This window comes from Oscillospiraceae bacterium (assembly GCA_009780275.1).
Lineage (GTDB): Bacteria > Bacillota > Clostridia > Oscillospirales > UBA929 > WRAI01.
Map to the genome: position 1 here is coordinate 43587 of WRAI01000002.1, position 22109 is coordinate 65695.

20 protein-coding genes are annotated in these 22109 nt (G+C 46.2%); 11 read left to right on the top strand and 9 right to left on the bottom strand.

All coding sequences use genetic code 11. The features are described 5' to 3' along the window. Positions 1–55: 55 nt before the first annotated feature. The 5 genes from FWE06_00910 to FWE06_00930 form a co-directional block, all read right to left on the bottom strand. Positions 56–1474, bottom strand: a complete 1419-nt coding sequence (locus FWE06_00910; GenBank protein ID MCL2545740.1) for an AraC family transcriptional regulator — start codon at positions 1472–1474, stop codon at positions 56–58. A 574-nt stretch (positions 1475–2048) separates the two neighbouring features. Continuing rightward, a complete protein-coding gene (locus FWE06_00915; GenBank protein MCL2545741.1) occupies positions 2049–5726 on the bottom strand; it encodes a S8 family serine peptidase in 3678 nt (1225 codons plus the stop codon). 793 nt (positions 5727–6519) lie between these two features. Next, positions 6520–7644, bottom strand: a complete 1125-nt coding sequence (locus FWE06_00920) for a tyrosine-type recombinase/integrase (GenBank protein ID MCL2545742.1) — start codon at positions 7642–7644, stop codon at positions 6520–6522. Positions 7645–7688: 44 nt separating this feature from the next. Further along, positions 7689–8297 carry an XRE family transcriptional regulator gene (locus FWE06_00925; GenBank protein MCL2545743.1) on the bottom strand — a complete coding sequence of 203 codons (609 nt, stop codon included), beginning with the start codon at positions 8295–8297 and terminating at the stop codon, positions 7689–7691. A gap of 30 nt (positions 8298–8327) precedes the next feature. Continuing rightward, on the bottom strand, positions 8328–8921 hold the full coding sequence (locus FWE06_00930; protein MCL2545744.1) for an XRE family transcriptional regulator: 594 nt from the start codon (positions 8919–8921) through the stop codon (positions 8328–8330). Positions 8922–9101: 180 nt separating this feature from the next. Between FWE06_00930 and FWE06_00935 the strand changes: the two genes are divergently transcribed. The 6 genes from FWE06_00935 (at position 9102) to FWE06_00960 (ending at position 13564) form a co-directional block, all read left to right on the top strand. Then, positions 9102–9362: a helix-turn-helix domain-containing protein gene (locus FWE06_00935; protein MCL2545745.1), complete on the top strand. Its 261-nt coding sequence runs from the start codon at positions 9102–9104 to the stop codon at positions 9360–9362. A gap of 190 nt (positions 9363–9552) precedes the next feature. Continuing rightward, on the top strand, positions 9553–9780 hold the full coding sequence (locus tag FWE06_00940) for a hypothetical protein (GenBank protein ID MCL2545746.1): 228 nt from the start codon (positions 9553–9555) through the stop codon (positions 9778–9780). A 23-nt stretch (positions 9781–9803) separates the two neighbouring features. Further along, positions 9804–10595: a hypothetical protein gene (locus FWE06_00945; GenBank protein MCL2545747.1), complete on the top strand. Its 792-nt coding sequence runs from the start codon at positions 9804–9806 to the stop codon at positions 10593–10595. Further along, positions 10592–12481, top strand: coding sequence for a type IV secretory system conjugative DNA transfer family protein (locus tag FWE06_00950; GenBank protein MCL2545748.1), 1890 nt, complete (start codon positions 10592–10594; stop codon positions 12479–12481). The genes FWE06_00945 and FWE06_00950 overlap by 4 nt, the downstream gene beginning before the upstream one ends. A gap of 16 nt (positions 12482–12497) precedes the next feature. Then, complete coding sequence (locus FWE06_00955) at positions 12498–12707, top strand: hypothetical protein (protein MCL2545749.1); 210 nt, start codon at positions 12498–12500, stop codon at positions 12705–12707. A 23-nt stretch (positions 12708–12730) separates the two neighbouring features. After that, positions 12731–13564: a CD0415/CD1112 family protein gene (locus FWE06_00960; protein MCL2545750.1), complete on the top strand. Its 834-nt coding sequence runs from the start codon at positions 12731–12733 to the stop codon at positions 13562–13564. A gap of 158 nt (positions 13565–13722) precedes the next feature. Here FWE06_00960 and FWE06_00965 read toward each other — a convergent pair whose 3' ends face one another. Then, on the bottom strand, positions 13723–14391 hold the full coding sequence (locus FWE06_00965; GenBank protein MCL2545751.1) for a hypothetical protein: 669 nt from the start codon (positions 14389–14391) through the stop codon (positions 13723–13725). Between the two features lie 89 nt (positions 14392–14480). Between FWE06_00965 and FWE06_00970 the strand changes: the two genes are divergently transcribed. From FWE06_00970 to FWE06_00990, 5 genes are read left to right on the top strand one after another with little or no spacing between them, the layout of a single operon-like run. Further along, positions 14481–15005: a PrgI family protein gene (locus FWE06_00970; protein ID MCL2545752.1), complete on the top strand. Its 525-nt coding sequence runs from the start codon at positions 14481–14483 to the stop codon at positions 15003–15005. Continuing rightward, positions 14926–17319 carry an ATP-binding protein gene (locus FWE06_00975; GenBank protein MCL2545753.1) on the top strand — a complete coding sequence of 798 codons (2394 nt, stop codon included), beginning with the start codon at positions 14926–14928 and terminating at the stop codon, positions 17317–17319. The genes FWE06_00970 and FWE06_00975 overlap by 80 nt, the downstream gene beginning before the upstream one ends. A 28-nt stretch (positions 17320–17347) precedes the next feature. After that, complete coding sequence (locus FWE06_00980; GenBank protein MCL2545754.1) at positions 17348–19600, top strand: C40 family peptidase; 2253 nt, start codon at positions 17348–17350, stop codon at positions 19598–19600. A gap of 25 nt (positions 19601–19625) precedes the next feature. Continuing rightward, positions 19626–19847, top strand: a complete 222-nt coding sequence (locus tag FWE06_00985) for a hypothetical protein (GenBank protein ID MCL2545755.1) — start codon at positions 19626–19628, stop codon at positions 19845–19847. Positions 19848–19851: 4 nt separating this feature from the next. Continuing rightward, entirely contained in the window at positions 19852–20820 is a 969-nt protein-coding gene (locus tag FWE06_00990; GenBank protein MCL2545756.1) for a DUF3991 and toprim domain-containing protein, read from the top strand. 40 nt (positions 20821–20860) lie between these two features. Here the strand turns inward: FWE06_00990 and FWE06_00995 are convergent, their stop codons facing one another. The 3 genes from FWE06_00995 to FWE06_01005 all read right to left on the bottom strand — a co-directional run bounded on the left by FWE06_00995 (position 20861) and on the right by FWE06_01005 (position 22051). After that, a complete protein-coding gene (locus tag FWE06_00995) occupies positions 20861–21397 on the bottom strand; it encodes a hypothetical protein (protein MCL2545757.1) in 537 nt (178 codons plus the stop codon). Positions 21398–21473: 76 nt separating this feature from the next. Further along, complete coding sequence (locus FWE06_01000; GenBank protein MCL2545758.1) at positions 21474–21809, bottom strand: type II toxin-antitoxin system PemK/MazF family toxin; 336 nt, start codon at positions 21807–21809, stop codon at positions 21474–21476. Then, entirely contained in the window at positions 21803–22051 is a 249-nt protein-coding gene (locus FWE06_01005) for an AbrB/MazE/SpoVT family DNA-binding domain-containing protein (GenBank protein ID MCL2545759.1), read from the bottom strand. Before FWE06_01005 ends, FWE06_01000 begins: the two co-directional genes overlap by 7 nt. Between the last annotated feature and the right edge of the window lie 58 nt (positions 22052–22109).

Genomic DNA, 22109 nt, shown 5'->3' on the forward strand with positions numbered 1-22109 from the left:
TTTATTTGAAATTGATTGCCGAGCCGTTGCTACGGCGGGTTACTTATTCGCTACTCTAAACTCCTTCTTTCTCCAATATCCTCACAAACTGCTCAATGGCTTCTGCCTCTTTCCCCATTGCCCTGCGCCCCTCATCTGCGAGAACCTTCCGCACAGCAGGGTCACGGAATGTTTCTCCGCCGGTTACCCCGGGGACGTGTTTCCATATAAACCCGCCGTAATCGGCGCACTCATCCAACGCTTCAATGGCTATCATCAACTCACTTTGCCATTCGGGAAACTTTTCTGCCAGTGAGCGATAATAAGGCAATGCTTCCTTGCGACCATATATTTGACATAAGCCATCACAATAGACACCCATTCTTCCTTCTATACCTACTTCGTCAGCAGATAATGCCGAAAAGTCTGCCGATTCTAAATCGTGCAAATACGCTTGCCATGCGTTAAATCCAATTTTCTTGCCGTTGATTTCGTCAGTCTTGCAGGCAAGAGATACCACCAATTTGAACAAGTCGAGCGCGCGTTCACGTTCGGGGGCGAGTTCGCGTTTTTCTTTCAACAATACATATTCAAGTATAGAATTTTCCCAATCATCGTGTACCACCGTTTCGGAATCAACATGAACCGCTGTTGTTTCAACCGCTTCCTTGCAAATGATTTTTCGTCCGCTATCTTCGTAACCAATTACGATATTGTATCGGTGCGTTCCGGCAGCAAGGTACAACACAGGATAACCTTTGTCAATGGCGGCAACGAAATCTTGACGGATTTGTTCGTTGTCCATATTTAACAGGTTGCCATCTTTGTCACGGTGAATGATTATAAATTTTGCCGCCCAACCTATGGCTTTTAGCAACCGCACTTCTGCCTCATAAGGTGCTTCGTTGATGCTGTTCATTGATTCATTGCCCCTCGTCCAAACGCCGGGTTGCCAAACAAAACGGTTTCCCATGCCGCTGTATGCCGATAGTTCCGCCTTATCAGTTTTTTCACCCGTAACGGCGAAGGTCGCTTCTAATATATTGATGATATAGTCCACTTCATTACCGTAATAATCAATAACGGGTATGTTGGGGATAATCTTACGGCTCATGTTAAAGCCGCCTCGAATATCCACATTGATAGCAAGAGGTGCAAAATACGATGCGTTAGCGTTTCGGCGCATGACATCGGACGGCGTTGCCCCGTGAAAACGAGAAAAGGCTTTGGTAAAACTCTCGGCGGTTTCGTAGCCATACTTCAAGGCAATATCTAATGCTTTGCGTTCCGACTTTATCATCTCTTGCGCGGCTAGTGATAATCGCCGTGAGCGGATATATTCACCGACTGTCATACCTGTAATAATCGAAAAAATTCGTTGAAAATTAGCCAATGACGAATTAGCACTTTTTGCAATGTCCTCAATATCCAATTCGTCGAGCAGCCTATTTTCAATATACCCGATGGCATTTTGCATTTCTTTTATCCAGTGCATATTTGCACCTCCAATCATTTATCAATGCAATCATACTACAAGGGCGTAATCTTATCTTGTCCTATAATGCTCGATTTTGTCCGAAATACAAAAATGTCCGTGTTGCTTAGAACACGGTATAAAATATAAATACTGCCGCCATGGCAATTCTTTCGGAATGGGCAGTTGACATTCTTGCACCATCACTATATCACATCTTTTGCGAAATTACCAACCCTCACTCGGCGAATATAGTAAATATGCAGCATAGCGGCGAATGGCTTCGATAGGTGTAGTTTTGCTTGAAAATACAGAGAGGGGGGGCAGGGGGCGATTTCCGGGCGGTTTTGCCACGCTTGTGCAGATTGGCTGTTTTGTCGCAATTTCGAGGACATTCTACTAATCGTTTTGGCAGTTATCGAAAATCAGAAAAATGACGCAAACTGCTTGACAGCGTGGCCTTTCAGAGGTTCGTGCAGAGCAAAAATCGCCCCAGTCCAACCTGCAATTTTCTTAGGGAGGGTGGAATTTTCACTAAGCAACGGTCTAAACAAAAAGCCATGATGTACAATACACCATGGCTTTTTATGCACCTCTACATTACATTATTTAATATCCTCACCATACCTGTCACCACTTGCTGTGCCTGAAACGCCATGTTTGAACGGAATAAGTACCCGCCGTGACTACACGTATTGCCCATGATTCTATGCTGGTACAACAAATGCAACGGGTCACGTGCCCAACTCGGAATGGTGTCGGTAAACGGCAAATCCTCGGGACGCACACCCGTTGGAATTTCATGCTCAAACAAACTAAGCAGCCGCCCCAACATAACCGCCGCACTCTGACGATCAACCGGCTCAAATGGACGGAACTTCAAGCCCTGCCACTGATACGACTCCATGCCCAAAATCACGCCCAGCTGCGCCAAGTACAGCACGTCAGGGTCGGTCGAGTCGGTAAACTGAACCGGATGCAGCGTTGACGGGTCACGGGACGCCACGAACTCCGAAATACTCATGCTGCTGACTTCCTCGATAAACCGAGCCGCTATGTCAGCGATATACTGACGCTTCATACCCTCCTGCCACTGGCTGCCCCGGCGCGCACGATAACTGACAATGCCGCGCTCGTAACCGTTGTAAAGATACGGGCGCGCCCAGCCCGTCGGCAGATGGTCGTACCGCCACAACGGATGCGCTGCACTCACGTTCTGCGGGAAGAATTGGAACGATGTATTCGGTGCCCACTGGTCGCCGTACCAGCCGCCAACAATAATCCGCGGATTGTGCCACCAGCCCGTCACGCTCGCCGGCGAACGCATATTGTTGCCATAAACCATCAAAAAGGATAGCAAAGGGTTGCGGACTACATCCAATTGCGTGAGTTTGTTGTTATAGACCCGCAAACTCATTAAGTGCCGATTATGCGACACATCCAGCTGCGTAAGGTCGTTGCCGGGAAGATTAAGCCCTGCCAAACTCGTAAAATGCTGCAACCCCGCCACGCTGGTAAGACTTTGTTCGGGCAACCACAAATCGAGTATATATGCTACGGCTGTGTCCATAACAGCACCCGTACCAACGATTTCCTCGGCACGAAGCGCACTGAGAAATCCGGGGTCGAAATCAGCCGTAATGTCACGCGGCGGCCGAATGACTATCGACAGCGGCATCAATCGCTCGCCAAACCCGTCTTCGACCCGCAATGTAAAGTTAAACGTGCCGTTTTGCGTCGGCATGCCTCTGAACGGAATCCCAAAGCCCCAAAGCTCCCCCATCGTTATGCCAGGCGGCAATTGCCCGCTGTGAAACGCGACAGTCGGCAGAAACCCCGGCAGACTGAACGGCAACTCAAAATTATACTCCCAACCAATCGACCCGTGCGGCATTGTCGTGTCTAAAAAACGCCCCGTTTCCAGTTCCCAAACCTCAATGTAATCGGACACATACAGAGTTCCCAGCTCGGTTTCTATGCGGTAGGTGAAATAAAATACGCCGACCTCGGTTGGTATGCCGTCAAATCGAATATGCCAAATATCAAAGATTCCCGGGAACAATTCGTCCGTTATCCCCGGTGGCAAACGTCCGTCGACTAAGCTAACATCAACAATCGGCGCCTCGGCACGGAAATTAAAACCGGGTCTTACAGGAGGTGACATATCAACAAACATACCCCGTGTCAGCATTGACATAACATACGGCGGGCGAACCGTTCGCGCCACATAGGCAAAAGGCATCCGCGCGACCACTGTGCCGTCGGTTCGTACATAAATATGCCCATCGTAAATTGTCCATGGCGCGGCTTCGGTGAGTTGAATCTCGGCATGAAACGCCGCCGTGTCGCCCGCGGCAACGGTTACCGTTTGCGTGTCAAGCGTCAGATGTGCCGCATTGTCCGGATTGTGCGTAAAGACGTAGGTAATATCGTATGTACGCGCCGTGTCGCTTGTATTGTTTATGTCGACTTGCATGGCACTCAACGCCGTCACAGTTTCATCCTCCGGCGTAAAGCTGCCGCCGAAACTAAGCGAACCTGTCTGCATGGTGCCGAATGTTTGTTGCCCCATGTTCGCCCATGGAATCAGCGGCACTCTTTCGTAAACCGCCGACACAACGGTATCGGCTTGCACCGCCGCCAACACGTCGATGTAGCCTGCACCGACGTCAAATACGCTGTATGCGACAGCTGTTCCGGGGCGTGGCGACAGTTGCGCTGCCGTGTTCATCATACGGGTTTTAATTTCTTGCGAATTCCATTCGTCAGCGGCGTTGGCACGGCTGTATTGTTTCATCAACGCCACGGCACCGGCAAGATGCGGCGACGACATTGACGTGCCGCTCATGTAGTCATACAACTGACCGGGATAGTCGTTTGCCGGATGCCACGGAGGCACGGCGGAAAAGACTTCGTACCCGTGTCCGACGATATCCGGCTTGATTTCAAAGCTGTCCCCAACCGGTCCGCGTGACGACCATTGCGTCAGCCAAACGGTATCGCCGTCAATGCCCGCGGCACCCACCGTCAGCGACATACTCGACGTGCCGGGAACACCTACGCTGAAATCAGCGGATTCATCACCGGCGTTACCGGCAGCAATGACAAAAGTCATATTCGGATAGGTCAGCATGAGGTTGTTGATTGCCACGGTATCCATTTCAACTGCGGTGTTCAATGCCGCGCCCAGCGACAAATTGACGACATCGGGTTGATCGTAAGCGGTCTGCTCAATGCCTGCCAGCACGCTGTCTTGCGTCGCCCAGCCGCCGGCTCCCAGCACGCGGTAGGCTATCACTTGTGCACCCGGCGCGACACCGAGAATTGAGTTGGCACCGTTGCCGGTATCGCGTCCGACAATCGTGCCGGAAACATGGGTACCGTGGTCGGTCATGCCGCGCTCGTCCATGTCGGGATGCGTCATGGGCGATGTTTCCATCGGGTCGTTGGTCGATTGGTTTTCGTCAAAGATAAAATTACGCCCGTAAAACGTGCCGTTGATGGCGTCGGCGGCGGTGATGTCGGGGTTGCGCGCTTGCATTTCGGCAAGCGTCGGGAATGCGCTGTCGAACGCGGGGTGGTTATAGTCAATGCCGGTGTCCAGCACGGCGACGAGTATGCCTTCGCCACGGTAGCCCATGGCGTGCAGATCGTCGACACGCATGGTGCGCCGTCCGTCAGCCATGCCGTAGGGCGTAGAGTTTGGTGTAATATTCAGCGGGTCAAGGGTATCGTCCCGTTGCGGAGGTATAAGCTGTCGGCGTTGGTTAGGGAGCACGACACGTACGCTGTCAAAGCCGGGCAGCAGCGCCACCATATTCGACGGCAGGGTAAGGCTTACGCCGTTGAGGGCTTGGCGATACTCCCAGCGAATTTCGTAAGTCGCGCTCGCCATGCGTGACTGTTCGCCGAACAGCACAGACAATTCGGCACGGAAGAGCTGATGCTCCTCCTCAACTCTCCGCTCAGCAGTATGCAGTGACAGCATGCGTCCTTGGGTTTGTGCGTCGATGACTTGCACCCCGGCGGGGTCGTGTTCGAATAATACAATGACGCTGACGGGCGTGTCATCGTCCGTCAATTCGTAATCACCCTCAAAGCCGATGAGTCCTTGATAGACTTGTCGTGCCGCGCGAATAGATTGTAATGCGTCCATTTGTTCGGGCGGCAGTAGAATCGGCAGTTCGCCGGGGGCTTGCACGGCATTTGCCGGCAGGATGGTTAAGAATAGGAGCAAGGTTAGAAGTAGGCTGAGTGATTTTTTGAATTTCATTTTTTCAGTGTCCTTTCTTACGTGATGTGAACGTGACCGGAATTTTGAGCGAATGTATTGGCCGCAGGCAGTCGAAAAACGCACTGCAAATGCAGTTGCGCTAGACTAAAAAAACCATGGTGGCAGATTATTTCCTGCCCATGCATTAAAATAACACACACGAACCGGGCAAAGTATCAGGTAGATTTGAAAGGAATTTTTTGCTATGGCTTTCGTACGCATGGCGGGCATTTACTAATACAATAATAATGGCGGCGCATTGGGGTAAAATGTTTTAACTTACTATATAACATATTGAGTGAAAAAGCAATCATTAGTCTTTGGAATTTTTGGCGACGGCTCAGTAAATTGCGACTAATCCATAAACCTCGACAATCATAAACCAACCGCAATCTCGCAGTATCACCACCCTGTCTTTACGTCCGATACGCCAAACAAAGACTTTCAAGAGTTTTTAATCCAAGATACATCCTTTGCCTTTGCAAACAAAAATATCTTCCACTACAAAAAATACAGCCATTATGGCTGGTGGCAATATCGGTGGCGTAGCGATGTCCGGAATAGCAGCATTCACTATGACAGGCGGCACAATCAGCAACAACACAGCAGAAATCAATGGCAACGGCGTGTTTGTGCCATCAACGAATTATCGGCAAGCAAAAACCCCACCAAACCGTTGAAAATGCAACAGTTAGGCGGGGTTTACGTTTTGGAGCGGGTGATGGGGATCGAACCCACGCGGCCAGCTTGGAAGGCTGAGAAGCGAAATGTTGCATTCGCTGCAACGCAATTGTTACGAGGATTTCAAGACATTATTGTCCTCTGTTTTGTCTGCTGATTGGTGGGCATTTATTTTATTTGCTGCGGCTTCTATCACATACTCGCTGGTGTCTGTATAGATGTTAGCCGTCACCTTGACATCGGAATGTCCCATCAAATACTTAGCGACGTTGAGCGGCACTCCGGCATCTTGTAAGTCAGTACCATATGTATGGCGCAAACAATACGGAACGAGGTCATCATCAACAACACTTATAATAATCTTATTCCGATATACAGTTGCGCCCATCGCTATATTTAACTCACGCTTGAAATTAGTCCAAAGACAACGCCCGCTAGAACCTGTATGTCTTTTTTTAGTAGTGGGTTGTGTAAAAATGGGTTGAAATGGACTACTACGCACGACTTTGAAATCATCAAGCAACTTTGATGGGATAGGAATAGAGCGAATGCCGGCCACACTTTTGGGCTCTTTTATTTCGTTTGAGCCTGACTCCTTAGCACGGCTGATATTGATACGAGCCTTGTCAAAATCAATATCACGCCAATCTAGTGCAAAAGTTTCACCAGGGCGTAGTCCGCAGTATAACATAGTTTTAATCCAAAGTCCGGCCCTATGAGTTTCGCAAAGGGCAAGAATATACTTGCGCTCGTGCGGGGTTATGCTCCTGTACGAGCCTTTTGTCGTTTTTGGCATAGTTAAAGCCTCGGCAGGGTCATAAATTATTATACGACTGATACGCGCTTGCTTAAACATAGCTTTTAACAAATTACGAACCTTAGAAGTATCATCAAAACTATATCCAGCACGCTTGTTTAATACTTGCTGCAAGTGCATATCGGTAACATCTTTGAGCCGAAATGTTCCTATGGCGGGAAGTATGTGATTTTTGAATTTAGATAAATAGTCTTTATATACCTTATCCGTCACATTTCCTTTTTTGTATGTTTCTAGCCATTCCATCGCCCAACGATTAACTGTCATGTGCTTGCTAATGCCAATGTCACCATTTTCGAGCGCACGGATTTTATGCAATTTTTTTTCAATGGCCTCTTCAAGTGATTTGCCGCGTGTACGATATTTTTTTCCATTGTGAGTAAAATTCACAATATGATAATCGTATTTTTTCTCTTGCACAAATAACCTCCCACACCTAACCGTTTAATCGACTTTATAAAACACTATCCTTTTGCCTTTCCAATTATACGTCCACAAGTGAAGAAAGTATCATATTCTCCGATTGTAATAGGCTCGTATTCATCGTTAAGCGATATAAGTCTATTGCCTTGCAGCATTTTGAGATAACCCTCACCATTTAAGAAGAACACCCCAAACTGCCCACTTTCCACTTGTACACAAGTTTTCACAAAAACAATGTCGTCGTTAAAATACATCGGCTCCATACTATCACCGCGAACTTTCAACGCAAAGTCTGCGTTTTTTGGTGCATCCTCAAAATCGTAATGCTCATAATCATTTCCTTCCGCAAGCCATTGCCCGTCACCGGCTGAAACAGGAACATTATATAACGGTAGCTTTGATACTATTTTTTCAAATTTAGTCTTTTCATGCGTTGTCAAAACGGCATCAGCTTCGCCCATAAGTAAATAGTCAATCGTTGTATTCAATTCAGCCGCAAGCAAAACGAGTGTTTCGTGAGATGGTCGCGTGCCTGTGCGCTCATATTTATTGTACAAATCTCTACCAACACCTATACGTCTTGCCAATTCAGCTTGTGTGAGTCCGCGTTCTTTGCGTTTGGCTTTCAATCTTTCACTAAACATCATCATCACCGCCTCTTACGCTAAGCCTATCGCAACTTATTGCTCTCTTTTACCAAGCACTCTACCACAAATGAAAAAAGTATCATACTCTCCGATTGTAATAGGTTCATACTTACGGTTAAGAGACACAAGCCTATTTCCTTGCAACATTTTAAGATAACCTTCCCCATTTAAGAAGAACGCCCCAATTTGTCCACTTTCCACTTGTACACAAGTTTTCACAAAAACAATGTCGTCGTTAAAATACATCGGCTCCATACTATCACCGCGAACTTTCAACGCAAAGTCCGTATCTTTTGGCGCACCTGCAAAGTCAACGTACTCATATTCGTTTCCCTCTGCCAGCCATTGTCCATCGCCGGCTGAAACAGGGATGTTGTATAACGGTAGCTTCGATATTATTTTTTCATATTTAGTCTTTTCTTTCGGCAAAGTGGGAGTATCTGAACGACAAAGTAAATAATCAGTGGTAACATTAAAGAAATTAGTTAATGTTATAATCGTGTCCGCTGTAAGGGGGACATCCTCGGATTCATATTTTGAAACAACCGAGCGATTGATATTCAAAATTTTTGCTAAATCTTCTTGCGTCATCTCTTTTTCTTTTCTTAACTGCTGTATCCTGTTCACGTTTTGCACCTCCTAGTCTAGAAAAATAATATCATGTTCCTGTTGGGAACACAACGAATTGTTCAATATAGGAACATTTAGCGAAATTATTTTTATTTATTTTCAAAATAGTGCTTGACACGAACATTTTTATGTGCTAGAATGTGCACATCGTGAACATTGGAGGTGTGGTAGTAGATTATGAATATCGCAGACGCAAGAAAAGCTGCTGGTTTTTCAACACAGGAACAACTCGCCAATTACATCAAGGTTTCGAGGTCAACAATAGCTAAATTAGAGGCAGGGATATGTGTTCCTAGGTGGAAAACATTAAAATTGATAGCCAACGCATTAAATTGTTCAGTTGACGATTTACTATCTGATACGGCAAATCAAGAAGATGAGATTAAGAGCAAAGTCGCCAACGAAATAGAAAAAGGTGTGAACTTCACCAATGAATAAGCTAACAAGAGTGCCGGGCATACAGCTTTCATACGAGGCCTCCATCCTCTTCACAGCACATTACCAATGCCTGGCACTCTTTCTATATAATTATTTCACTTCAAATATAAATGCCAAATGCCATTCATTAAATTTTTTTCTCTCAACACCCAAACAAACGTTTTTTCATTAAGCAGGAGGACGTGCGACCATGACAGATAAACAAGAACTTGAACGGCGACTGATGTCGCACAAAAACGGCGCGGCCGCTTTATCAAAAACAGATGTAGGTAATTTCTTCGGACAAGGCAAAGACTGGACAAATAGCTTTTTGCACGGGCTTGCGTTCTTATCTCTTGGTCGGCAAAAGCTCTACCTCGCCACTGACATAGCCGGCCGTTGGATGGAACTCAGAACAATTAGCCAACCAAATCACTAAAACACATAGGAGGAAAACCCCATATGTCAAAAGATAACATTGGAGAACACACCGCCGAAATAGCTATCGAATATGGCGAGAAGTTACTTCGTGCGCTCTTCGCCGCAATTCAAAAAGCTGCCCATAGCATAACCCACGGATATAGTAATCTCAAACAACAAATTGAGCTACGAGAGCAAGAAGTCGCAGCATCAAAAAAAGATTTCAAAGGATATGACAAATCCGAACACCCTGAGCATAAAGGCGAACCGCAAATCAAGCTCAAACAACATATTGAACTTCCGGAAAAAGACGCCGAGTCATTAAAAGCACAGCTACAAGAGGCTGATGTTCAATGCAGACTAGAAATGCAACCCGGCACAGACTTATTTGGCAAAACACCTATATACAATGTTTGGTTCAACGGTCGGGATTACCCAAAAGTCCAAGAATGCCTACAACAAATCGCACCGGAATGGTTAAAAGAGAACAAAATGCCAGCCGCTCCCGAAGCCCCAGCACCGCCCACCGCAAAAGCCTTTACGCTTCCGGAACAGGACGCTATTGCCCTCAACCGCTACCTTAAAGACACCGGCATAGATTATACCGTTAAAGAGCGGACTATCGGCACGGATGGTAAACCAACAAGCGTTACATTCTATTTTAAGGCAGAAGATTACCCCACTATCTCAAAAGGGCTAGGGAAAGCGTGCGAGCGTTGGCAGTCCGAACAAAAGAAAGAGCTGACCTACCAAAAACGCAGAGATATGGCAAATCAAAAAGCTCATAGTCAAGCTAAAACGCCAAAGGTCACTGAAAAAGGTGTTGAGCGATGAAGACAGTTAGAGCTAAAAGCACCAAGCCAAAATTTATCGTTACCGCCATCTTTTCACTAATTGTTGCATATTTCGGCAATCGTCTAGGTGAAATCTTCGCTTACTCTTACGGCGACATCTTATATCGCATCGAAGCAAGTATAGGAGTATTCCACACTATTACAGATAATCCGCTTCATATTTCATTTCATGAAACAGCACTTATTGTAACAGCCATTGGATTTTCCGTCGTATGGCTAGGCTTTATATCCCTTACATTCTCAGCCAAAAAATATATGCGCGGGGTAGAGCATGGCTCATCCGAATGGGGTACATCGCACAGCATCAAAGGTTTCGTCGATACTAAACCAACAAACAATCTCATCCTAACCTCTACGGAAAGCCTGTCACTGTCCGGCCGGATGAAAAATCCTACTTACAACCGGAATAAAAATGTATTGATTGTCGGCGGTTCGGGTACAGGCAAGACACGATTTTACGTCAAGCCGAACCTCATGCAAATGCACAGTTCCTATGTCGTTACAGACCCCAAAGGCAGCTTGTTTCACGAAACAGGCAAAATGTTTGCCGATGCCGATTACAAAATCAAGGTTTTCAATCTCAAGGATATGGACGCATCAGATTTCTACAATCCTTTTGAGTACATCGAAACCGAGGACGACATCCTCAAACTCATCAATAATCTCATCGCCAACACAAACCCGGACAAAAAAGGCGGCGGCGACCCGTTTTGGGAAAAATCGGAAACAGCCCTACTGATGGCAATTTTCAGCTACCTAGTCTTCGAGTGTCCACCAAGCGACCGCACTTTTTCGGAAGTGTTAAACCTCATCCGTATGGCAGAAGTCAGAGAGGACGATGACACCTTCCAAAGCCCACTTGACCTACTCTTTGAAGAACTAAAACAGGAAAAACCTCATTGTTTCGCAGTCAAAGAGTATCAGCTTTTCAAACAAGCGGCCGGCAAGACAGCCAAAGGGATTTTGATTTCTGTCGGTGTACGCCTCGCCCCCTTCGACATTGAACGTGTCGGCAAACTACTTTCCAAAGACACGTTGGAGCTTTATAGCCTCGGTGATGAGCGCACAATCCTCTACATTATCTTGCCGGACACGGATAAGACCTTTAATTTCATTGCGGCCATGATGTATCAACAGCTATTCGATATTCTCGTCCGTGTCGCTGATAAACAAAAAGGCGCAAGGCTCAAACATCATGTACGGTTTATCTTAGACGAATTTTCAAATATCGGACAAATCCCCGGCTTTGAAATTCTAGTCAGTACCATCCGTAGCCGCGAAATGTCGGTCAGTATCATTTTGCAAACCATTTCCCAACTCAAAAGCCTATACCGTGACGATAAGTGGGAAACCATCGCCGGCAACTGTGACACATGGCTCTTCCTTGGCGGTTCTGAGCAGTCCACGTTGGAGCTAATAAGTAAGAAATGCGGCAAAACCACAATTGACCATCGCAACATAAACGAAAGTCACGGTCAAACGCGCTCATACTCAAAGAATTATCAAGTCTTAGGGCGTGAACTGTTATTGCCGGATGAAGTTGCACGAATTGAGCGCACCGAATGTATCTTGTTAATTAGTGGTTGCAATCCATGGTTAAGTCAGAAATACGACATCGAGTTACATCCAAACTACCGTCGTCTGCTCGACTACAATGACGATAATTGGTATGACATAAGCTTGCGAGATGCAGAGCGACACCAAAAGAAGGAGGAACAAACTATATTATTCTTTGATAATGTCATTGAACGGCGACGGCTCGATGAAATACTCGACCCCCGCGACTTCGACGACATACCAACAATCGAACTCGCCCCGGACGGCGTCCCACCAACTACACGCACCTACGAACAACAAACCATATAAAAAAGGAGTTAAAACAATGAATATTTTTAATGATGTTATCAGCCTAATCATGAGTATCCTAACATTTGGCGGCGGCTTTATGATAATTTGGGGGCTTGTTGGGATTTTCTCAAATATCCGTGAGAAAAACGGCCCGGAAATTACAAAAGGCGTATGGACATCCGTTGGCGGCCTCGGCATTATTTTAGCCGCACAAATTTTCGCAAATCTCGCAGTCCCCGGCTAAAAAGAAAAGGAGAGTGATTGCTAATGCTTAGAAGTGGCATCCGTAATATGCTCCGTGACATCGTTGAGCTACTATACGGCGTAAACGAGTCATCGGGGCTAAATCAATCGTTAAGTAATTTTAATGATATTCTTTTCGACGCTTGTATGAGAATTTTAAACTATGTCATGCTGCCAGCAGCGTTTGTAATTCTCTCCTTGTTTTTCCTGTTGGAGCTACAAAAACTAACTACGCGCGTTGAAGCCGTGGGCGGCAGTCAGCTAGGCGTTGAGCCTGTAATAAAAATCCTAGTCAAAATGGCAATTTGCGTTTTAGTTGTAACTAACGTGAGTACCATCTTAGAGTCTATTTACGACACGTCGGTTTATCTTATCAACCAAACCGACGCCTTGCTCGCCACTGACGCCAACGCACAAATTGATATGGTGCAATTGGAGCGGCTAGTCAACAACATGGGGCTTGGCGAACAAATTGTAGCACTGTTGGTATCATTCGTCGTGTGGTTAGTCGTTGTCGTTGCTGTACTTCTCGTTACGCTCATTGTCATCGGCCGCTTTATTGAACTATTCCTATTGATAACTATATCACCGTTGCCAATTGCAACCATCCCACACGAAGAACATAGTGCCATCGCCAAAAACTTTTTCCGGAGATTTGCTGCCGTGAGTATACAAGGCATTCTCCTATTTTTGGTACTACGTTTCTATCCATTTATCATAACGCACCAATTAAATATGGCTGATGATGGCGGCAACTTTTTGATGATGCTGATGTCATTAGCCGGCTTCGCCGTAGTACTAATTATCGCCATTTTGGGGACAAACGCCATGGCGAAGAGTATCGCATCGGCGCAATAGGGAGAAAGAGTATGAGCGAATTATCACCAACACAAGAATTATCACTAATGGTTTATATGTTGTCCGCGCTAATAGGGTTTACCTTTTTCTTATGGGATTATGCGACTTATTACGAAAAGTTTAATATTCTTAGGGGCATCAAAATTAGCTTTACAGTATTATTTTCTACATTCGCCCTCATTAACCTGTTGATTTTCTCCGGTATATTCCCTGACTTTTGGCTCTACATCTTCCCAGAGCTTAGGCCTTAGAAGCTTGAAATCTTCCAAAGCCCGAACAAAAGTAACTAACCCCATTATAAAAGCTACCGTTGCCGTTACACTTAATAAAATTGAATTAAATGTCGGTGCTGTTATTCCTATACGCCATGATGTAATGACAAAAGCGACAAACGCCAGCAACAGAAACCCTATTACCCACAGAACAGCCCATTGCAACTTTGACGGTTCGGCCGGATAGCCCAAACTTCTTCTTATTTGATTAAATTCCATCCTAATACGATTGGCTAAATGCTGTTTTCTTATATAAGAAGATTCCTTTTTAAGATACTTTCTCAGCCTTATAATGATGTTTTGCGAAAACAGCATATTAAAATCTAAGTCGCTTGAAAGCCTGTTACTAAAATCCCTCAAATATTGACGCGCTCTATCCCTATCAATTTTTTGGTGCAAATTGTCTTCAACCACGTTGTAGTAAAGTTCTTTATAAACTTCAAATTGTTTTTCTAACACGCTTAGGTTTTTCTTCCCCTCAATCAACTTCAACAGCAAGGCCAACATAAAAGGAAACAAAACAGCGGTTATAAACGGCATCCAAAGATTATCCATAAGCAAACCTTCCTTTTAAGGCAAAATCTTTTAATTATACACCATTCCACAATTTTTATCAACTAAAAATGAAAGGATAGCTACGAAGTATGTCTAATGCACTTGCAACTTATGTGCCAAAAGAGATTACAGAATACAAGCCTAAACTGGTGCTTGGCCTCACACTCCGGCAAGCAATCGGGTTGTTGTGCGCCATCGTATGCGGCGCGGCAGTTTTCTTCCTCTTCCGGCAAATTCTCGACTTTCCGATGGACATAGCCAGCTACATCACAATGGCAGCGGCGTTCCCGGCATTAAGCGTAGGTTTTCTACGTCCCGGTGGCCTCAACTTCGAGCAGTACGCTCGAAACCGTTATAGCCATTACATATGTGTAAAAAAGCGGACACATAAAAACATAAAAATATTAGATAAGGAGGCAACACGACGCAATGAAATTATTTCAAAAACAGCCCAAGCAAGAGGCAAGCAACGACTCTTCGAGTGCGACGACGAAACAATCCAGAACTGGGTTCAAGAGCAAGGTGCAAACGCACATGGCTCGCGCAAAGCAACTCGACAAAAACGAAGCGCGGCGAAGAAAAGAACTGGCAAAAAAACTTCAACGTCCCGGTAAGATAAACACTACCGCAGAAACCATCCGCTACACACGGATGATTGAAAATGGCATCTGCGAAATTGTGCCGGGTGTATATTCAAAAACAATCAAATTTTCAGACATCAACTATTCCCTTGCCAAAGAGGAGCGCAAAATTGCCCTTTGGACAAAATATTGTGAATTACTCAACAGCCTGCCATCGTCAATTTCAGCACAAATCAATACCATCAACCGCCGCACTGACCGCCAAGTATTCGTTGACTCGGTGATGATACCGGCCGCAAGCGACGGCAACCAAGAGTACCGGGACGAAATAAATGAACTTGTTGCGTCCAACATGTGCGAGGGTGACAACTCCATCGTTATTACTAAATACCTCACATTCACCGTCTATACCGAAGAATATGATGATGCCGTCAAGGAGTTAGCTCGTGTCGAAGCTGAGATAGAGAACAACTTTAAGAGTCTAGGCTGTGAAACGCAAGTCCTTGACGGAATTGAGCGGTTAGAATTACTCAACTACATCATGAAACCCAACGAGACATTTACTTTCCGCTACGAACAGCTGCTAGGCGAAAGTTTAACAACGAAAGACTTTATTGCGCCGTCTAGCTTTGACTTCTCAGAAAAATCATTTTTTGAGGTCGAAGACCAAATCGGTCAAGTGATGTTATTGGAAATTACAACAACGGAATTACCTGACGACTTATTGAGCCAGCTCACCACATTAAACGGCAGCTTAGTCACATCAATGCACATACAATCGGAAGAGCAGGACATCGCCATCGAGCGTGTCAAAGTGAAAATTGGCATGATGGAGGGCGCAAAATCCGATGTTGAGCGCAAAGCTGCCATCAAGAACCTGCCAGCGCATATTCCCTATGAACTCCAACGCAGCCTTGACGAAGCCTACAAGCTTCAAGACCTGTTGCTCAATAAAAAACAACGTATGTTTAAGGTAACGATTTTATTGTACACCTATGATAATGACGTTGAATCCTTTACAAACAACGTCCATTCGTTAATGACAACGGCACGTGTCGCGGGCTGCAAACTCCAAAAGCTAGATTTCGCACAAGAAGAAGCATTTAATTCCTGTCTACCACTAGGCATGAATTATATCGACCGCATCCGCACACTCACGACCGCCAGCACAGCTATCTTTATTCCCTTTACAACGCAAGACCTTGTGCATAAAGGCGGCATCAGCTACGGCATTAACGCTTTGAGCCATAATATTATCATGTTGGACAGAACCCAACTCGTCAACGGCAGCGGCTTTATTTTAGGCATCCCCGGCGGCGGCAAGTCGATGATGGCCAAATGGAACATCGGCTGCCTACGTTTCATACGTCCTGACGACGACATCATCGCTATCGACCCCGAACGGGAATATAAAAATCTCGCTGATGCGACAGGCGGTGAGGTCATCAATATCTCAGAGGGCAGTAAAACCTTTATTAACCCCTTTGACATTACAGATGATTATGACAAAGATAATCCGTTGGCGTTCAAAACAGACTTCATCACATCAATGTGCGAAGTCATTATGCACACCCACGAAGGTATGTCACCGCAGCAGAAGTCTGTTATATCGCGCGTTTGTGATTTGACATACGAAAGCTACTTTAATGCAAAAAAGCACGGCGACGATGCACCAATGCCAACGATGAAAGATTTTTACGACATTCTCCGAGAACAAGAAGAACCCGAAGCACGAAGCATCGCATTGGCATTAGAGCGTTTCGTCAACGGCAGTTTGAATGTTTTTGCGAACAGAACAAACGTGGAAACCGACAACCGCTTTATTGTCTTCGACATCAAGGACTTGGGTAAACAACTCAAAACATTGGGAATGTTGGTTGTGTTAGACCAAATTTGGAATCGTATCACTGCCAACCGCGCCAAAGGGCGCAGGACTTGGGTATTCATCGACGAAATCCATCTCCTTTTTGCTAACGAATACGCCGCGCTTTACTGTCGTGATTTATGGAAACGCGCAAGAAAATGGGGCGCAATTCCAACCGGCATCACTCAAAACGTCGAAGACCTCATCACATCAGACATCGCCCGGACAATGCTATCTAATAGTGAGGTTATCGCCTTGTTGGCACAAAGTCATACCGACCGCGTAGAGCTTGCCGAGCTGCTTGACATCAGCCCCGAGCAGATGGAATACGTTATCAATCCAAAGCCGGGCGAAGGATTGTTACGCGCCGGGGAAACAATCATCCCATTCAAAAACAAGATACCAAACCATCTAAAAATCTACCAGTTAATGACCACAAAGCCCGAAGATGTAGCAGCACAGCAAGACGACAAATCCGGATAAATAAATCGGTTCGAGAGAGGAGCTTATCATGCGTGAACCAGCTTACAAAACACAGCGCGAACAACGGCGCGAACAGGCTAAATCTGAATACGCTGACTCGCTCCTCCAACGTCGTGATGACTCAGCCGCCCATCAATCAATGTTGTCGGACAATGATGCTGCCAAAGTCGCCCGTTCGACACTCACTACACACAACGCGGCTGACTCTCTCAATCTTGACGTAACGGCAGCGATGACTGCACCTAATATATCACGAGCATCAAGTTCGGTCAAGACTGCCGGAAAAACGGCAGTGAAGCCAAGCGGCAGTGATACAGTCTACAAAATAAGTCAAAACATGGGGCAGAAGCGCACTGTGTACAAACCCAAACGCATACGCAAAAACCTTGCGAAAAGGGGCGAAGGCGTTGTCGGTTCAGCGGCCAATACCTTAGGACAAAGTGATGACATCGGCGCAAAGACAATCGGCACAGGCTATCGCGGTGTAAAAACAGGTGTACACACGACTACCATTGCAGCAAAAGGTGTTGGTGGTGTTATCACGGCCGAAGGTAAAATGCTCCGCGACCTCGCTGCGAAAAAATACGGGGAAGCGGCAAAAGATGTCGCCAAAGGCGCGGGTGGCGTTGTAAAAAGCGGTGCGGGTCTTGCATCTGCCGGTATTAAAAATGCCGGGCAATCCACTACGAGTTTACTCCGTCGTAGTGATGATTTAGGCGCAAAGGCAGCCGGTGCAAGCTATTCCGCTGTATCAAAGGCGCGAAGGACAACAAGAGCAGCGCGCCGCACCGCCGGCACGACGATACGAACAACCCGCCGTGTCGCCCGTGGCGGTATCAGAGTAGCCGCCTTAGCAATTAAATCGATAGGATTGCTCTTGCCCCTAATTGCTATTATTGCGCCCATTATCTTAGTTGTCGGCATTATTCCCACGTTCTCGCTAACAAATACAGATTGGGAACTGAGCATCACATATAAGTATATTGTCCGGCGCGATGTGCGTTTCCAACAAGACATAAATAGAACTATCAACGCGACTCCTGATGATTGGCAAACTCACTTTTATCTAAACGGTCAATCATCTACACGCATGGCTATGCGCATCGAAACCAACGCCGATAATATGCTTAATTATTTCGACACCCGTTATGGCGAATATCAGCTCAACAGCACAATCCTGTTTTGGACAGACGATACAACCGTACGGCAGCGAATCAATAATATCCATAACGCAATGCACAATTTCTCCCACTACGATTGGACAGAAACCATAACAGTTTATCCCGAATACCCCAACGAATACGGCGAATACCCCGAGCCTGAAACAATTACCATTCGGCATCGTAACATTATGCTGGAAACAATGACGTTTGACCAATATGTAGACCAGACACTTATCGCCCGGCTGGACGAAGAGCAGCGCGAAAGATACGAGGCCATCCGTGAAGTGGGAACATACACCTTCCGAAACATATTGTCATCGCCATTCCCTGATATAAATTGGCACTGGCATAAAACACAGCGTTTCGGTTGGCGATTGCTTGCAGATAACACTATCCAAGAATACAACGCTATCGGCGTGACTGTTCCGCCCGGCACGGCTACCCACGCGCCAACCTTTGGTACAGTCCGGGAAGTAACCCGTCAAGCCGACGGCACATATCACGTTGTTTTCTCAAACGCTGAGGAGCGCATCCGCTTCTCCGGCCTAACATCCACAACATTATCCGAAGGCGACGCAGTGCATAATCGTGAACAGATTGGCATCGCCGGTGGTTACACTTCTATCGCGTTCCGGCTTAATGGCCAAAGGCTTAACCCATTGTTCTATATGGAGAACGACCTCGCTACGTCGGACGAACGACAATCTTACGGCAACGCCGGCTACCCGTTGACACTCGATGAGGCAGAACGCTTACGAACTGTTGCAGAACGCTACCTAGGTTTCCCGTACCAATGGGGCGGTTCAGCTCCACCAGCCTTTGATTGTTCCGGGTTCGTCATATGGGTGCTGCGCCAAGCCGGTATTGCAAATATGAGCCGCGTCGGTTCGACTTCCATGTACATCAATTACACCATCCGAATACCGCCTGACCATGCAATGCCCGGCGACTTGATTTTCTTTCATAGCACATTCCCAACTGACCGTATGACATCCCATGTCGGACTCTACATGGGCGGCGGTTATATGATACACGCCGGTAGCCCCATACACTACGCCAATATCCATACTCCATACTGGACAAGACATTTCTTTGGGTTCGGGCGGGTCATTCGATAACACTATGTTTGAAAGTAGGTACAAGATGATGAATTTGCCAAAACGTCTACTTGCAGAAATCGAAGCACGGAGAAAAGCTGCCATCCGTTGGAATAGTGCTGATATTTATATTACACAATGGTGTAAGCAGAAAGGTATTGAAATTGAATATATGAGCGGATGTGTCGGGTCTATCTGTGAGCCATATGCCGCAAACCATTACACAATTGAACAAATTAAGGAAGCATTAAATAACGAAATGAGGTGAAGATATGGCTACCGTAGCCACCAACAACGTAACAAAAGCCCAAATCGAAGCTGCCCGTAACATCGACATACTCACATATTTACAGGTCTATGAACCGGACAACCTTCGCAAAGTTGGCAACGAGTACCGCCTCCGCGACCATGACAGCATTACTATCAGCAACGGCAAGTGGTATAGGCACTCTCAGGATATTGGCGGCGCAAATGCACTTGATTTTCTCGTTAAAGTCCGGGGCGTACATTTTGTGGATGCAGTACAAAGCCTAGTTGGTAAAAACACACCGACCATGTCACCGACACTAACAACGGCATCAAGGCCACCACCGCCAAAACCTTTTAAGCTCCCATTGCCTAACGCCGACAACCAGCGCGTTTTCGATTATCTTGCCAGTGAGCGCGGCATTGATGTAGGAGTTATCGGAAATTGCGTCCGTGATGGTCTCATTTACGAAAATGAATACGGTGCTTGTGTCTTTGTGGGAAAGGATAAAGACGGCCAACCACGTCATGCCAGCGTCCGCGCTACCAAAGGCAATTTTAAGCAAGACGTCGCCGGCAGTAATAAAGCATACTGTTTTTCAATCCCTCGCCTCAGTGACAGGGTGATTGTCTACGAGTCGCCAATAGACCTATTGAGTCACCTCACGCTTGAAAATATACATGAACAACGTGACAACGCATACCACAGCGCACCGCACCACCGCCTTTCCCTCGGCGGCGTTTCAATCAAAGCCCTTGACCGTTACCTCAAAGACCATCCCAATATCAAGCACGTTGACCTTCGGCTCGATGGCGACGACCCCGGTAAGGCCGCCGCCATTGAAATACGAAAAACACTACTGAACAAAGGGTACAGCGTTGATGTTTATTTCCCAAAAGGCGGCAAGGATTACAACCATGAATTGGTGGCGACCCGACGCGCTTTGGCATCGACCTCAAATCGGTGTTTAGATACAAAAACGCCTAAGCGTTAGCGCAACAAAAAGAGGGCGGGAAGCCCCGCCCTCGAACTATTTAATTACCTTGCTCCCAAAAACATCCTGCACCGCCATCGCCATAGTTTCTTCCGCCATCTCGCGTTCCTAAATAATTATCATTATTCAACTCTCTTTCAACAACCTGCGGTGTAGATTGCGGCGTTGGTACGGGAGTAGGTGCAGGTGTAGGTGCAGGGACAGGCTGCTGAGCCGGTCTTGGTGTGTTAGCAGCCCCCGGCGCAGTAGTAGGTGTAGTAGGTTGCGAAGTAGGCGCAGGAACATTCATCGAAATATCCACCGGCTCAGTTTCAAGCTCGTATTGCGGTTCAACTTCATGCTCAGTTTCATACTCAGACTCAGGTGTAGCCCTTGACGCAATCACTATGGGTCGCTGAACCTCCGGGCACGGGTTTGCAAATTCAAGTAACTGCGGCGTAGACCTAATCGGCGGCGTCACTTCAACAGTTGGGACTGTATCTTTGGTCAATGATGTAGCTCTCTCAGACCTTTGGCAAGCTGTAAATAACAGCATCAATAATGCAATCCCTAAAAATATACTCAATCTCTTTTTCATAGTTCCTGTCCTTATCATAGAATTTCTAGTTATTTAAATTATACCATAAAATGGCGCAACAGTCAAGATTTGTTCACTATATTTCAAAGAACGAAAACACCATATCAACCAATTCGTCAATAATATCTTGTGGTGCTTTTTCTAAAAACTTTGCGTTTCGCTTGGACAAGTCCAACGCCTTAACTTGCTCACACATAATCACGCCGGTCGTCCTCGTTCTGGCATCCAACATAATGTGTATCGGCAAGCCTCGGTTTGTATTGGTTATCGGGCAAACAATAGCGGCGCGTGTAAATTGGTTAAACACATTATTACTCACCACAATAGCCGGTCTTCTTCCTTTTTGTTCATGTCCAGCCTGTGGGTCAAAATCCAGCAAGATAATGTCACCTTGTTCAAAAATCATTACCATATTTCATTCCCCACCGGCTTGCCCCAATCTGCTTCTTCGAAGACATACTCGCCTTGAAAATCTTTAAGTCTTTCTTCCAGCCGCATATGTCTTTTCCGCGCTGCTTTCCTGATTATGATTTTCCCATCTTCTGCCATAATATCAACTTCATCATTGGGACTAATTGACGCTTGCGACAATATGACCTTTGGTATTCGTATACCGCTGCTGTTGCCCCATTTTTGAATAACACCAGTACTCATACTGTAATCAACTCCCTTCAATTCGACAGTGTATACAATGTCTATACTCACAGTATAT

What these genes read in the sequence shown, in the direction of transcription:
- FWE06_00975 (MCL2545753.1), top strand. Translation starts at nt 14,926, where the DNA reads ATGGCTCGCGCAAAGCAACTCGACAAAAACGAAGCGCGGCGAAGAAAA.
- FWE06_00945 (MCL2545747.1), top strand. Translation starts at nt 9,804, where the DNA reads ATGTCAAAAGATAACATTGGAGAACACACCGCCGAAATAGCTATCGAA.
- FWE06_00940 (MCL2545746.1), top strand. Translation starts at nt 9,553, where the DNA reads ATGACAGATAAACAAGAACTTGAACGGCGACTGATGTCGCACAAAAAC.
- FWE06_00995 (MCL2545757.1), bottom strand. Translation starts at nt 21,397, where the DNA reads ATGAAAAAGAGATTGAGTATATTTTTAGGGATTGCATTATTGATGCTG.
- FWE06_00985 (MCL2545755.1), top strand. Translation starts at nt 19,626, where the DNA reads ATGATGAATTTGCCAAAACGTCTACTTGCAGAAATCGAAGCACGGAGA.
- FWE06_00965 (MCL2545751.1), bottom strand. Translation starts at nt 14,391, where the DNA reads ATGGATAATCTTTGGATGCCGTTTATAACCGCTGTTTTGTTTCCTTTT.
- FWE06_00915 (MCL2545741.1), bottom strand. Translation starts at nt 5,726, where the DNA reads ATGAAATTCAAAAAATCACTCAGCCTACTTCTAACCTTGCTCCTATTC.
- FWE06_00990 (MCL2545756.1), top strand. Translation starts at nt 19,852, where the DNA reads ATGGCTACCGTAGCCACCAACAACGTAACAAAAGCCCAAATCGAAGCT.
- FWE06_00970 (MCL2545752.1), top strand. Translation starts at nt 14,481, where the DNA reads ATGTCTAATGCACTTGCAACTTATGTGCCAAAAGAGATTACAGAATAC.
- FWE06_00910 (MCL2545740.1), bottom strand. Translation starts at nt 1,474, where the DNA reads ATGCACTGGATAAAAGAAATGCAAAATGCCATCGGGTATATTGAAAAT.
- FWE06_00960 (MCL2545750.1), top strand. Translation starts at nt 12,731, where the DNA reads ATGCTTAGAAGTGGCATCCGTAATATGCTCCGTGACATCGTTGAGCTA.
- FWE06_00955 (MCL2545749.1), top strand. Translation starts at nt 12,498, where the DNA reads ATGAATATTTTTAATGATGTTATCAGCCTAATCATGAGTATCCTAACA.
- FWE06_00935 (MCL2545745.1), top strand. Translation starts at nt 9,102, where the DNA reads ATGAATATCGCAGACGCAAGAAAAGCTGCTGGTTTTTCAACACAGGAA.
- FWE06_00925 (MCL2545743.1), bottom strand. Translation starts at nt 8,297, where the DNA reads ATGATGATGTTTAGTGAAAGATTGAAAGCCAAACGCAAAGAACGCGGA.
- FWE06_01000 (MCL2545758.1), bottom strand. Translation starts at nt 21,809, where the DNA reads ATGGTAATGATTTTTGAACAAGGTGACATTATCTTGCTGGATTTTGAC.
- FWE06_00980 (MCL2545754.1), top strand. Translation starts at nt 17,348, where the DNA reads ATGCGTGAACCAGCTTACAAAACACAGCGCGAACAACGGCGCGAACAG.
- FWE06_01005 (MCL2545759.1), bottom strand. Translation starts at nt 22,051, where the DNA reads ATGAGTACTGGTGTTATTCAAAAATGGGGCAACAGCAGCGGTATACGA.
- FWE06_00950 (MCL2545748.1), top strand. Translation starts at nt 10,592, where the DNA reads ATGAAGACAGTTAGAGCTAAAAGCACCAAGCCAAAATTTATCGTTACC.